At 67.2% G+C, this 12,940-nt stretch carries 9 protein-coding genes and 2 pseudogenes; 5 read left to right on the top strand and 6 right to left on the bottom strand.

Translation table 11 applies throughout. The annotated features are described in order from the left end of the window. Nucleotides 1-160 (top strand): annotated as a pseudogene (locus ASE31_RS32340) (DUF4148 domain-containing protein); the annotation flags it as partial. Nucleotides 161-261: 101 nt separating this feature from the next. Here ASE31_RS32340 and ASE31_RS00965 read toward each other — a convergent pair. The 4 genes from ASE31_RS00965 to ASE31_RS00950 are packed head-to-tail and all read right to left on the bottom strand — an operon-like array spanning nt 262 to nt 3,696. Beyond that, complete coding sequence (locus ASE31_RS00965; protein ID WP_057199674.1) at nt 262-1,275, bottom strand: TRAP transporter substrate-binding protein; 1,014 nt, start codon at nt 1,273-1,275, stop codon at nt 262-264. A gap of 56 nt (nt 1,276-1,331) precedes the next feature. Continuing rightward, the gene (locus ASE31_RS00960) at nt 1,332-2,627 is read right to left on the bottom strand and encodes a TRAP transporter large permease (protein WP_057199754.1); all 1,296 of its coding nucleotides are present in this window, start codon (nt 2,625-2,627) and stop codon (nt 1,332-1,334) included. A gap of 5 nt (nt 2,628-2,632) precedes the next feature. Then, nucleotides 2,633-3,163 carry a TRAP transporter small permease gene (locus ASE31_RS00955; RefSeq protein ID WP_057199673.1) on the bottom strand — a complete coding sequence of 177 codons (531 nt, stop codon included), beginning with the start codon at nt 3,161-3,163 and terminating at the stop codon, nt 2,633-2,635. Continuing rightward, nucleotides 3,160-3,696: a gluconokinase gene (locus ASE31_RS00950; protein WP_369818130.1), complete on the bottom strand. Its 537-nt coding sequence runs from the start codon at nt 3,694-3,696 to the stop codon at nt 3,160-3,162. The genes ASE31_RS00955 and ASE31_RS00950 overlap by 4 nt, the downstream gene beginning before the upstream one ends. A gap of 167 nt (nt 3,697-3,863) precedes the next feature. On the opposite strand from ASE31_RS00950, the gene ASE31_RS00945 reads away from it, so the two are divergent. Then, on the top strand, nt 3,864-4,889 hold the full coding sequence (locus ASE31_RS00945; RefSeq protein ID WP_057199671.1) for a LacI family DNA-binding transcriptional regulator: 1,026 nt from the start codon (nt 3,864-3,866) through the stop codon (nt 4,887-4,889). Between the two features lie 155 nt (nt 4,890-5,044). Here ASE31_RS00945 and ASE31_RS00940 read toward each other — a convergent pair whose 3' ends face one another. Beyond that, nucleotides 5,045-6,691: a methyl-accepting chemotaxis protein gene (locus ASE31_RS00940; protein WP_057199670.1), complete on the bottom strand. Its 1,647-nt coding sequence runs from the start codon at nt 6,689-6,691 to the stop codon at nt 5,045-5,047. A 542-nt stretch (nt 6,692-7,233) separates the two neighbouring features. Here ASE31_RS00940 and ASE31_RS00935 point away from each other — a divergent pair. Further along, nucleotides 7,234-8,448 carry a nitrate/nitrite transporter gene (locus tag ASE31_RS00935; protein WP_057199669.1) on the top strand — a complete coding sequence of 405 codons (1,215 nt, stop codon included), beginning with the start codon at nt 7,234-7,236 and terminating at the stop codon, nt 8,446-8,448. A 165-nt stretch (nt 8,449-8,613) separates the two neighbouring features. On the opposite strand, the gene ASE31_RS00930 is transcribed toward ASE31_RS00935, so the two are convergent. Further along, nucleotides 8,614-10,371, bottom strand: a complete 1,758-nt coding sequence (locus ASE31_RS00930; RefSeq protein ID WP_057199668.1) for a bifunctional protein-serine/threonine kinase/phosphatase — start codon at nt 10,369-10,371, stop codon at nt 8,614-8,616. 366 nt (nt 10,372-10,737) lie between these two features. On the opposite strand from ASE31_RS00930, the pseudogene ASE31_RS00925 reads away from it, so the two are divergent. Both ASE31_RS00925 and ASE31_RS00920 read left to right on the top strand, forming a co-directional pair. Next, nucleotides 10,738-11,949, top strand: a pseudogene (locus ASE31_RS00925) (NAD(P)/FAD-dependent oxidoreductase); the annotation flags it as partial. 53 nt (nt 11,950-12,002) lie between these two features. Continuing rightward, nucleotides 12,003-12,851, top strand: coding sequence for a type IV pili methyl-accepting chemotaxis transducer N-terminal domain-containing protein (locus ASE31_RS00920; RefSeq protein ID WP_082603976.1), 849 nt, complete (start codon nt 12,003-12,005; stop codon nt 12,849-12,851). The last annotated feature ends 89 nt before the right edge of the window (nt 12,852-12,940 follow it).

Here is a 12,940-nt window from a genome sequence, read left to right as displayed (position 1 = left end):
GGCCGACGCCGCCACCGTGGCCAAGACCCGCAGCACCGAACCCGCTGGCTCGCGCGTGGTGTCTTACCAATCGACTGCCGACCGCGCTGCCGTGCAGGCCCAGGCTGCCGACGCCGTGCGCATGGGCAAGATCTCTTCGGGCGAACTCGGCTCGATGTAATCTGCCAGGCAGCGGGTCTGCCGACCGCACGGCAGCCTCCTGCAAAAAAGGCCGGGGCCCCGCAAGGGGCTCCGGCCTTTTGCCATCTGGGCGAATACGGCTTATTTGCGCGCCGCAGCCACCGCGCCCTGCACTTCCTTCCACAGGTCTTCACCCACGTTGGCCGCAATGCTGGCGTTCACGGCGCCGAGCTTTTCGCGCATGCGGCTGGCTTCGGCAGACGACAGTTCGTTGACCTGCATGCCCTTGCCCTTCAAGTCGGCCAGCGCCTTGTTGGCCTCGTCGCGGGTGTCCTGGCGCTCGAACTCGCGGCTCTTCTTGGCGGCATCGAGCAGCACCTTCTGCTCGGCCTTTGAGAGGCCATCCCAGTATTTCTTGCTGACCAGCACGATCCAGGGGCTGTAGACGTGGTTGGTGACCGTGAGGTACTTCTGCACCTCGTAGAACTTGCTCGACAGGATGGTGTTGTAGGGGTTCTCCTGGCCGTCCACGGTGTTGGTCTCCAGGGCCGTGAACAGCTCCGAGAACGGCAGCGGCACGGCATTGGCGCCCAGGGTCTTGAAGCTGTCGAGGAACACGTTGTTCTGCATCACGCGCAGCTTGATGCCGCTCATGTCCTCCAGCTTGGTGACCGGGCGCTTGCTGTTGGTCAGGTTGCGAAAGCCGTTCTCCCAGTACACCAGGCCCACCAGGCCTTTTTCCTGCAGCTTGTCCATGACCTTCTGGCCCACGGGGCCGTCGAGCACGACGTCGGCCTCCTTGGCGTTGTTGAACAGGAAGGGCGTGTCCCAGATCGCCATTTCCTTGGTGATGCCCACCAGCGTGGCGGTGGAGCCGACCATCATCTCCTGCGCGCCGCCGACCAGCGCCTGCTGCATCTGCACGTCCGAGCCCAGGGCGGCGGCGCCGATGGCGCGCACCTTCATCTTGCCGCCCGAGGCTTTTTCGACCTCTTGCGCGAACAGCTTGGTGGCGCGGCCCTGGTTGGACACTTCGTTCAGGCCGTAGCCGAAACGGATGATGCGCGGCTTGAAATCCTGGGCAGCTGCCTGGAACGAGGCGGCGACAGCGGCGACCGACAGGGCGGCCAGCAGGGTACGGCGGAAAGTCTTCATGGTTGTCTCCATTGGCAAGGGAAAGAAAGGCAGGGAAAAAGAGGGGCGCGGCGCCATCAGCGCATCCAGTGCACGGGGGCCGTCACCAGCTGAGGGAACACCACCAGCAGCGACAGGATCAGCACGTAGGTGAGCAGGAAGGGGTTGACGCCCTTGATGACGCTGTGCATCGAGATGCGGCCCACGCCGGCCACCACGTTGAGCACCGTGCCCACGGGCGGGGTGATCAGGCCGATGGCGCCGTTGAGCACGAACATCAAGCCGAAGTACACCGGGTCGATCCCCGCCTTGACGGCGATGGGAAGCATCACCGGAGCAAAGATCAGGATGGTGGGCGTGAGGTCCAGCGCCGTGCCGATGAGCACCAGCACGATCATCATCACGGCCATCAAGAGGCGCGGATTCTCCACCAGCGGGCCGAGCCAGCCGGTCAGCACCGTGGGCAGGTCGGCCAGGGTGATCATGTAGCTGGCCACCTGGGCGCCAGCGCACAGGAACATCACGATGGCCGTGGTCTTGGCGGCGCGCACCAGCACGCCGTAGATCTCGGGCACGCGCATCTCGCGGTGCACGAACAGGGCCACGGCCAGGGCATAGAAGGCAGCGACCACGGCGGCCTCGGTGGGTGTGAACACCCCCGACTTCATGCCACCGATGATGATCAGCGGCATGAGCATGGCCCAGAACGCCTTGACCGTGGCGCGCAGGCGCTCGCGCAGGGGCAGCGGCGCGCGGCTTGGCGGCAGGTCGATGCCGCGCAGCACCCAGCGCCAAGCGAAGATCAGGCCCGCCCCCATCATCAACCCCGGAACGATGCCCGAGACGAACAGTGCCGAGATCGAGGTGTTGGTCGTCACGCCGTAGATCACGAAGGGCATGGAGGGCGGAATGATGGGCGCGATGATGCCGCCCGAGGCGATCAGCCCGGCCGAGGTGTTCATCGGGTAGCCCTGCTGGCGCATCATGGGCAGCAAGATGGTGGCCAGCGCCGCCGTGTCGGCCAGGGCCGAGCCGCTCATGCTGGCCATGAGCACGGCCGCGCCGATGGCCACGTAGCCCAGGCCACCGCGAATATGGCCGACCCAGGCCTGCGCCATGTCGATGATGCGCCGGCTGATGCCGCCGGAGTTCATGAGCTCGCCGGCCAGGATGAAGAAGGGCACGGCCAGCAGCGGAAAGCTGTCCACCCCGGCCACCAGGTTCTGGGCCAGCAACTGCGTGTCGAAGAAATCGAGCACCCAGGCCATGCCGGCACCGGTGAGCACCAGGGCCAGGCCCATGTTCATGCCCGTGCCCATGAACACCAGCATGCCCAGCGAAAAAACAATGAATGCCTGTGCTTCGGGACCCATGGCCGTCACTCCACTTCCGCGCCGTGACCGAGGTCCAGTGGCACGCGTTGAATCAATTCGATGAATGCCATCACCGCGATGGCCGCCGAGCACAAAAGGGCGGGCAGCGGCAGCAGCGCCGCCGAATAGCCCAGCACCACCGAATGGCTGCCCAGGCCCACCACCACCTGCTGCCAGGCACCCCAGGCCAGCATCACGCAGGCGGCGATCACCAGCAGGCGGATGAGCGCGGTGAGCAGGCCGAAGGCCAGCGGCCGCCGCGCCAGCAGCCCGGCCAGGCTGGTGAAGGCCATGTGCTCACCTGCGGGATAGGCCGCAGCGGCGCCGATGAACACCATCCAGACAAACAGCAGGCGCGACAGCTCCTCGCTGGCGGCGATGCCGCTGCCAAAGCCATAGCGCAGCACCACGTTGACGAAGACGGCCACGGCCATCACGCCCAGGCAGCTGGCCATCAGCACCTGGGCCACCTTTTCAAAGCGGCTGGGGACCCTGTGGCCTGGCTCAGGAGGGTTGAGGGAGGTGTCGGCACTCATGGGGTGGCTTCCTGGTGGGCAAGCCAGGCGGACACCTGGGCTTGCAATGCGGAGATGGGCAGGAGCGCATCCAGGCGCAGCACGCCGGGCTCGCCCACGGGCGATTCGAGCGTGGCGAACTGGCTGTCCACCAGCGTGGTGGAAAAGAAGTGGGTGTTCACCCGGGCCGCCACGCGCTCGCCGGCAGGGACCCGGTCGATTTCGAGGAAGGCGAAGCGCACGCCGGGGCAGGCGGCGCGCAGGCGGTCGCGGTAGGCCTTCTTGAGGGCCGAGCAGGTGAGCACGGCGCCCTGCGGGTGATCCTGGAGCAACTGGCCCAGCGCGGCCAGCCAGCCCTCGCGGTCGGCGTCGGTCAGGGCGATGCCCTGGCGCATCTTCTCGCGGCTGGCGGCACTGTGGTGGTCATCCCCTTCGATCAGGGGCAGGCCCTGCTCCGTGGCAACAGCGGCGCCCAGGCTGGACTTGCCGCAACCGGCCACGCCCATGACCACCAGAAAGACCGGTGATGACACCGATGACGGCAAAGAACTCATATTGGTAGCGCTATCCAACAAACTTCAAAAAAACATCCCGGCGGGATGAGGTGAAAATCAGGTGCCACAGGGGAAAATGCCACACTACTGCGCATGCTGGCCTTGCTCTTGCCCCTGGACAGCGCTATCCTAAATCCATCAGGCCGCAATCACCCGAGGGAAAACCCTTGTCCAGACCCGAACCCAGGCGCCGCTCCAGTGGCCGCGTCACGCTCAGCCATGTGGCAGAGACCGCCGGCGTGAGCCCCATCACCGCCTCGCGCGCGCTGCGCGGCGAGCGCGGGGTGGCCGACGAACTGGTGCAGCGCGTGAAGGCCGCCGTGGAGCAGTTGGGCTATGTGCCCGACCCGGCTGCGCGCGCACTGGCCTCGCAGCGCAGCGTGCAGGTGCCGGTGCTGGTGCCGCTGCTGTCCAACGCGCTGTTCGTGGACGTGCTCGACGCCGTGCACCGCACCCTGTTTCCGCACGGCTACCAGGCCCTGATCGGCGTGACCCACTACGACCCCGATGAAGAAGAGCAGTTGCTGCGCACCTACCTCGCGCACCGCCCGGCGGGCCTGCTGGTCACAGGCTTTGATCGCACCGAGTCTGCACGGCAGATGATTGCCGCCAGCGGCGTGCCCTGCGTGCACCTGATGGAGATGACCTCGGCGCCCGGCGTGTACTGCGTGGGCTTTTCGCAGCAGGACGCGGGCCACCGCATCACGGCCCACCTGCTTGAGCGTGGCCGCCGCCGCGTGGCCTTCGTGGCGGCGCAACTGGACCCACGCACCATGCAGCGCGCCGAAGGCTACCGCCGCTGCCTGAAAGAAGCCGGCCTGCACGACCCGCGCCTGGAACTGCTCAGCGCCCAGCCCTCGTCCATCCGCCTGGGGGCCGAGCTGTTCGAGCAGGTGCTGCGCACCCGGCCCGACGTGGACGCCATCTTCTTTTGCAACGACGACCTGGCCCAAGGTGGCCTGCTGGCCGCGCAGCGCCTGGGCATTGCCGTGCCGGGCCAGGTGGCGGTGGCGGGGTTCAACGACCTGGCGGGCAGCGACCAGATGCTGCCCACGCTGACCACGGTGCGCACGCCACGCTCATCGATCGGCGAGGCCAGCGCGCACATGCTGCTGGCACTGATGCGCGGCGAGGCGCCCGAGCACAACTCGGTGAACCTGGGGTTCGAATTGACGGTGCGCGAAAGCACGTAGAGAAACACCCCCTGAGGCGCTGCGCGCCTTCACCCCTCTCTCGAACCGCTGCGCGGTTCGGGAGGGGGACGCCCCCAGCGCGGCGGGGCGGCCCTTGCGCGGGGGCACTGGCTTTTGGCCGTGCCAGTTTTGGAGGCGGGGACGAAACTGGCTGACTACGCGGAGATCAGTGCGCGCTGTGACGACGACTTCATGGCTTTGCGCAAGGCCACCGCGTCGTGGGCCTGTGCGGGCGCCAACGCATCAAGGCGGAACACCGCCACCGTCTCGGTCACGGATTGGGCCTGGCCCTGCAGCTCCATGGCCGAGGCGGCGTTCTCCTCCACCAGCGCGGCGTTCTGCTGCGTGATGGTGTCGAGTTGGGCCACGGCCGCGTTGACCTGGGAGATGCCGGTGAGCTGCTCGTTCGAGGCATTGTGGATCTCGCCGATCAGCGTGTTCACGCGGCGCACCAGCTCCAGCGATTCGCCCATGGTCTTTTGCGCGGTGTCGGTCTTGTGGTGGCCCTCTTGCACCTTGGTGGCCGAGTCGTCGATGAGCTGGCGGATCTCCTTGGCGGCCGACAGCGTGCGGTGCGAGAGGCTGCGCACCTCGGACGCCACGACAGCGAAGCCCCGCCCCTGGTCGCCCGCGCGCGCGGCCTCCACGGCGGCATTGAGCGCCAGGATGTTGGTCTGGAAGGCGATGCTGTCGATGAGCTGGGTGATCTCGCCGATGCGGCCGGAGGCGGTCTGGATCTGCTTCATGGTCTCGGCCACGCCGTCGACCGCTTCGTTGCTGCGCTCGGCCACCGAGGTCGCCTGCGTTGCCAGCACCGTGGCCTGGCGCGCCGATTCGGCCGTGTGCTTGACGGTGCCGGTGATCTCCTCCATCGACGCCGCCGTCTGCTGCAGGTTGCTGGCCTGCGTCTCGGTGCGGGACGACAGGTCCTGGTTGCCCTGCGCGATCTCGCGCGTGGAGACCTGCATGCGCTCGCTCTCCTGGCGCGCGTCGCGCACGATGGACAACAGGTTCACGTTGAGCTGCGACAGCGCCTTCTGCAGGCTGCCCACGGTGTCGTCGCGCGTGACCTCGATCTTCTGCGTGAGGTCACCCGCTGCCATGCGGTTGGCCCAGCCCAGCATCTGCGACAGCGGCGCCACAGTGGCCTGGTGCAGGTACCAGGCCATGGCGAGCGCCAGCGCCAACACGCCCACCCACGCCAGGCCCGAACCGAACGAGAAACTGTGCCCGCCCACCTCGGCAGCCCCCCAGGCCGCCAGCACCAGGACGAACAGGCACAGGCACATCTTGCCCATGGGGCCGAACTGAAGCCGTGCCGCCAGGGTGCCCCAGGCGGTGTTTTTGACCAGGCGCCCGTTGCGCAGCACATGCACCAGGCTGCCGCGCTCCTTCTCGGCACGCATGGTGGCGTAAAGCCGGTCTGCCGCCTGGATCTGATCGCGCGTGGCCTCGGTACGCACCGACATGTAGCCGGTAGGGTGCTCGCCCTGCATCAGCGGCGTGACGTTGGCCATCACCCAGTAGAAGCTGCCGTCCTTGCGCCGGTTCTTTACCGCTGCCGACCACGGCTGGCCGCTGCCGATGGTCTCCCACATGTCGCGGAAGGCCTCCTCGGGCATCTCCGGGTGGCGGATCATGTTGTGGGGCTGGCCCAGGAGTTCTTCCTTCTCATAACCGCTGACCTCGATGAACATCGGATTGCAGTAGAGGATGCGGCCCTTGAGATCGGTCGTGGAGACCAGGGTTTCGCCTTTGGGAAAAACGTACTCTTGGGTACTGACCGGCAGATTCACTCGCATTGGATTCCCTCCAAGGATGGCATCTCGTCCCCACTGTCTGCGGCCTCCCGACCCTGCAGCGGTAAAACCATCCTAGAAGCATTGTTCCCATCGCGCAAACAACATTTGCGCAATGCAGGCATCCCCAGCCTGGTGCAGGCCCTGGTGCACACCGGCAGAGAACAGCCTCCATCCTGCACCACGCCGGGTCATGGGCGCCAAGGTCAATTCAAAATTGATAGCGACCTGTCTCATGGGTACGGCAGCTTGCCGGTTGTTGAGGCAAGCACTGCCGAATGCACCAACATTGGCACACGCCTTGCTTGGATTACCGCACGGCCGAGGTTGGCCGTTTGTGTTGCCCGGTGCAAAGGCGCATCCGGCAGGCACAGGACGCAGGCGTCCCCATGGAGAGTCGTTGGCCACTGGCCAGCGTGCTCCGTGCGGACGCCTTTTTGTTTTTCTGTTTTTCTTTCCGTTGCGAGCCACGGCACAGAGCTGAGCTGCAGGCAGGCCGGCACCACCGCCCACGCAGGCAGACGCCCTTTCCACGCGAGACATCCATGCTTCAATTTCGGGACTTCTTCAAATCCGGCCACTCCCCCACGCTGTGGTCAGCGTTTCTCTATTTCGCCTTTTCGTGCGCGGTGTGGGTCATCAACGGTGCGATGGCGCCCTTCATCACCGAGAGCCTGAAGCTCACCCCCACGCAGATGGGGATCATGCTGTCCATCCCGATCTTCGCCGGCGCGCTGATGCGCTTTCCGCTGGGCATCCTGGCGCAGTACATCGGGCGCAAGAACGCCACGCTGGTGGAGATGGCCGGCATCTTCATCGCCATGGGCTACGGCTACCTGTTCGTCAACGACTACAACGACCTGCTGGCCATGGGCGTGCTGCTGGGCGTGGCGGGGGCCAGCTTCGGCGTGGCGCTGTCGCTGGGTTCGGGCTCGTTCCCGCCCCGCTACAAGGGCCTGGCCATGGGCATCGTGGGCGCGGGCAACGTGGGCACGGCCGTGTCCGCACTGCTGGCCCCCGTGCTGGCGCAGAAGTTCGGCTGGCAGTCGGTCTACGGCTTTGCCGCCGTGGGCGTGGCCATCCCCGCCCTCGTGATGGCCGTCTACGCCAAGGAGCCACCGGACCGGGCGCCCCACGCCTCGTTCCGCGAACACATCGCCTGCCTGTTCGAGAAGGACGGCTGGGCCTTCAGCCTGATCTACGCCGTGACGTTCGGTGGCTTCATCGGCCTCATCGCCTTCATGCCCACCTACTTCTACGACCAGTTCGGCGTGAGCAAGGTGCAGGCCGGCCAGTTGACCATGATGGCCGCCTTTCTGGGTGCGGCGCTGCGCGTGCTGGGCGGCTGGCTGTCGGACCTGTGGGGCGGCGTGAACACCCTGACGGGCGTGCTCGCCGTCACCACGGTGAGCCTGGTGCTGTGCGGGCTGGCCGAGAACTCTCTGCCGGTCACGATGCTGCTGTTCCTGGTGTGCTTTGCTGCACTGGGCGCGGGCAACGGCGCACTGTTCCAGTTGGTGCCGCTGCGCTGGCCCCTGTCCACGGCCGTGGCCGGCTCCATGATCGGCGAGATCGGTGCCCTGGGTGGCGGCCTGATCCCCAACGCCATGGGCCTGTCGCGCCAGTACAGCGGCACCTACCTGTGGGGCTTCGTCTCCATCGCCGTGTGCGCCGCCGCCATGCTGGTGCTGCTGCGCGTGATGCAGATCCGCTGGACCCGGACATGGGCGGAGAAGGGAGGACGTGCGCGCAGCGCATGACCGGCGCAAGCCGGTGAGCGCATAGCGCGCTCCTCACTTTCAGCGAAAGAGAGGGTGGCGCGCAGTGCCTGAGCTGGCGCAAGCCAGCCAACGCGCAGCGTTGCCCTCGCTGCAGCTAAAAGGGTGGATGGGCACGCACCGCCCAAAGTGCACCGCCGGCCTTCTCTACCTCGGCAAAAACAACACCCAGTACACCAACAGCAGGTTCACGAGCACGCTCACTACCAGCGCGATCTTCCAGATCGCCGTGGCGTCGCGCTGCATCAGCGGCGCCAGCGGTGCATGCGCGTGCAGGGGCCGCGAGGCGCCGCGCTCCAGCGCCAGCAGCAGCTCCTCGGCCGTCTCGAAGCGCTGTGCGCGCTGGCGCGCCACAGCCTTCAAGGCGATCTGGTCCAGCCAGATGGGCACCTCGGGGTTGTGGCGGCTCGGGGCCACGGGGTCGCGGTGGTAGCGCCCGATCTGGTAGGGCACCACGTCGCCATAGGGCAGGCGCCCGTGGCTGAGCAACTGGTACAGGGTCACGCCCAGCGCGAACAGGTCGCTGCCGGCGTCGGGCATCTGCCCCGTCTCGGCATCGGCACTGCGGTCATAGCCCGGCCATTGCTCGGGGTTCATGTAGCTCGGGGTACCCGCATGCAGAAGGCGCGTGGCCTCGGGCTCGCGGCCGCTCAGCGCCACGCCCAAGTCGAGCACGCGCAGCACGCCATCGTCCCCCAGGTGCAGGTTGTCGGGCTTGATGTCGCGGTGCACCACGCCCTGGCGGTGCAACAGGCCGAGCACGCGCACGGCCTGGGTGAGCACGCCCACGGTGCGCGCCACGCCAAAGGGCTGGCGCCGGCGCAGTTGCTGCCCCAGGGTCTCGCCCCGGTGCCAGTCGTACAACAGGTAAAAGAAGCTGCTGCTGGCGCCTGATGCGGCGGCGGGCCAGTCGTTCAGGCAGGCCAGGTTGGCTGCGGCGCTGCCCGACTGCATGCGCCGCGCCACCCAGGCCTCGTGCGCCAGTGTGGCGCGCTCTTCGCCATCGTGCGCGCGCTGGGGGTTCAGGGTCTTGAGCGCATACAGGCGCTGGCTGGCAGGGTCACGCACCTGGTAGATGCGGTGAATGCCGCTGTCGGCCACCAGCGCCGTGACCACCAGGCCGTCGACCGCATCGCCCACCTTGAGCAGGGGCAGCACCGGCAGCTCCTGCGCGCGCCGCGATTCGTCCTGCAGAGTGGCCTCGAGCACGCCGCGCACCTGCACGGCCATCGCGGTCACGTTGTCGCTGCTGCCCCTGCGCAGGGCTGTGCGCACCAGTTCCTCGCACAGCGTTTGCGGGGCCAGGCCCTGGCGCATCAGGCTGCTCAGCTCGCGCTCGGGCAGGCTGCCATGCACACCGTCGGACACCAGCAGGAACAGGTCGCCGCTCTGCAACTCCCCCTGGCTGTAGTCGACCACCACATGGTCGTCGAGCCCCAGGGCGCGCGTGAGCTGGTGGGCCAGGTCACGCTGCGCGATCACGTGGTCGGCCGTGAGCTGCTGCAGCCGCCCGCCGCGCAGCAGGTAGGCGCGCGTATCGCCCACGTGCGCCACGGTGAAGGACTGGCCGCGCAGCACAAGGGCCGTGAGCGTGGTCAGCCCCACGGCGGGCTGGCGCCGCCGGTTCATGGCGGCCAGCCAGGCGTTGTGGGCGCTGAGGATGCGGTCCAGGGCCACCGTGGTGTCCCAGGTCTCGGGGGTGGCAAAGTAGTCGGACAGCAGCGTGCGCACCGTGGTCTGGGCCGCCTCGCGCCCATTGCCCCCCGCGCTCACGCCATCGGCCAGGGCGGCAATGGCGCCACGGGGCAGGTCGCGCCCGCGGCCCTCGACCAGGGCCGCAAAGTCCTCGTTGCCGTCCTTGCGCCCGGCCTGCGAGACACAGCCGAAATCCAGTTCAAAGCTCATGCACCACAGGCAAGCATCTTTCATGCCCAAGCTGGTGCAAAGTGCGCCCGCCAAAGCACCCCAGCACGGCCATGCGCGATTTTCATCCCCATCATGGTGCAATGCAACATGGTGCGCGTGGCGCCACCCTGGGGTTGCGCTCACGGACCACCAGAAAAGACGGGACGCCCCGGATCGGGGCGGCGGGTTGGCACACGCATTGCTTGTTCGAAGGCACGGCCCGCAAGGGCCACGCGGGTCCACGGTGCAATGGCGCACCCGGGCTGGCAAGGACGAAGGCGTCCCCACATGCGGTTTCGAGACATCGAAGCAGCATCGTGTGGGCGCCTTTTTTGTTTTGTGTTTCCGATGGGCGTGGGGGCTGCGATGAAAAAATCCAGGCTGGTGATGGTGGGCAATGGCATGGCCGGTGTGCGCACCCTGGAAGAGCTGCTCAAGATCGCCCCGGACCTCTACGACATCACGGTGTTCGGTGCCGAGCCGCACCCCAACTACAACCGCATCCTGCTGTCGCCCGTGCTCGCGGGCGAGCAGACGATCGACGAAATCATCCTCAACGACTGGTCCTGGTACGAAGAGAACCAGATCACGCTGCACACCGGCTTCACCGTGACCGAGGTGGACCGCGTGCGCCGCGTGGTGCACGCCACCAATGCGGCGGGCGAGGCCATCAGCGCCGAGTACGACCGCCTGATCCTGGCCACCGGTTCCAACCCCTTCATCCTGCCCATCCCGGGCAAGGACCTCCCCGGCGTGCTCGCCTACCGCGACATCGCCGACACCGAGGCCATGATCGCTGCCGCCGCCACCTACCGGCATGCGGTGGTCATCGGCGGTGGCCTGCTGGGGCTGGAGGTGGCCAACGGTCTGGTCAAGCGGGGCATGCAGGTGAGCGTGGTGCATGTGGGCAACACGCTCATGGAGCGCCAGCTCGACGAGGTGGCGGGCGGCATGCTGCAGCAGTCGCTGCAGGAGCGCGGCATGCAGTTCCTGCTCAACGCCCAGACCGCGGAGCTGGTAGGCGGCCCCGAGGGCCGCGTGACCGCCGTGAAGTTCAAGGACGGCAGCCAGGTACCCGCCGACCTGGTGGTGATGGCCGTGGGCATACGCCCCAACACGGCGCTGGCCGAGAAGATGCGCCTGCATGTGAACCGGGGCATCGTGGTCAGCGACACGCTGCAGACCATCACCGACGCACGCATCTACGCCGTGGGCGAGTGCGCCGCCCACCGGGGCATCGCCTACGGCCTGGTGGCGCCGCTGTTCGAGCAGGGCAAGGTGCTGGCCAACCACCTGGCGGAGCTGGGCATCGACCGCTACCAGGGCTCGCTCACCTCCACCAAGCTCAAGGTGACGGGCATCGACCTGTTCAGCGCCGGCGACTTTCAGGGCGGCGAGGGCACCGAGGAGATCGTCATGAGCGACCCCGTGACCGGCTCGTACAAGAAGCTGGTGATCAAGGACGACAAGCTGGTGGGCGCCTGCCTGTATGGCGACACGGTGGACGGCAGCTGGTACTTCGACCTGCTGCGCGAAGGCCGCACGGTGGACGAGATCCGCGACCAGTTGATGTTCGGACCAGCGGGCACCGAATGACCCCCACCTCCGCCATGACCAGAAAGGACACGCCCATGACCACGACCTCACCCGCATTGCAGCGCAGAACCTTGCTGCTGAAGGCCGGCGCCGCCGCAGGCGCCGCCACCGTGGCCGGCACCCTGGCCCTCGCCTCTCGGCCTGCGCATGCCCAGGTCGCCAACCTCAACGACGCCATCAACAAGGCCGGTCGCCAGCGCATGCTCAGCCAGCGCATGGGCAAGGCCTGGCTGGCCCTGGCCCACAAGGTGCAGGAGCCTGCGGCGCGCCAGGTGCTGGAGCAGTCCGTTGCACTGTTCGAGCGCCAGCTCGCCGAGCTCAAGTCCTACGCCCCCAACCCCACCATCCGCAACACCTACGGCCAGCTCGATGCGGCCTGGGTTTCTCACAAGGCCACGCTGCTGACCGGCACGCCCGCACTGGCCGGCGCCACCGCGATGCTGCAGGCCGATGCCAGGGTGCTGGCCCTGGCGCACCAGGGCACGGTGCAGTACGAGTCGGCCTCGGGCAAGCCGGTGGGCCACCTGGTCAACGTGGCCGGCCGCCAGCGCATGCTGAGCCAGCGCATGGCCAAGTTCTACCTGGCTGCGCAGTTGCCGGTGGATGCGGCTGTGGCTGCGGCAGAGATTGCCAAGGCGCGCACGGAGTTCGTTGCGGCGACCGAGGTGCTGCGCAAGGCGCCTGAGGCCAACGACCGGATTCGGCAGGAGTTGCTGCTGGCGGATGGGCAGTGGGTTTTCTTTGATGCGGCCTTGCAGCGGATGCAGGCGGGTGGGGTGGCGGGGAGTACGGCGCGGCAGGTGTCGGAGGTGTTTGTGGCGAGTGAGAATTTGTTGTCGAGCATGGATCGGGTGACTGGTCTCTATGCTGCTCTGGCTGGGTGACGTCGTGGCCTTTGGTTGCTTCTCTTGTGATGGTGAGGGCAGAGGCCGGGAATTGGTGTGTCTGGATTGCGGCATGCCTTGGTACAGGC

Origin of the sequence: Acidovorax sp. Root217, assembly GCF_001428645.1 — a bacterium.
Classification (GTDB): domain Bacteria; phylum Pseudomonadota; class Gammaproteobacteria; order Burkholderiales; family Burkholderiaceae_C; genus Acidovorax.
This window is presented reverse-complemented; position numbering and strand designations above follow the sequence as displayed.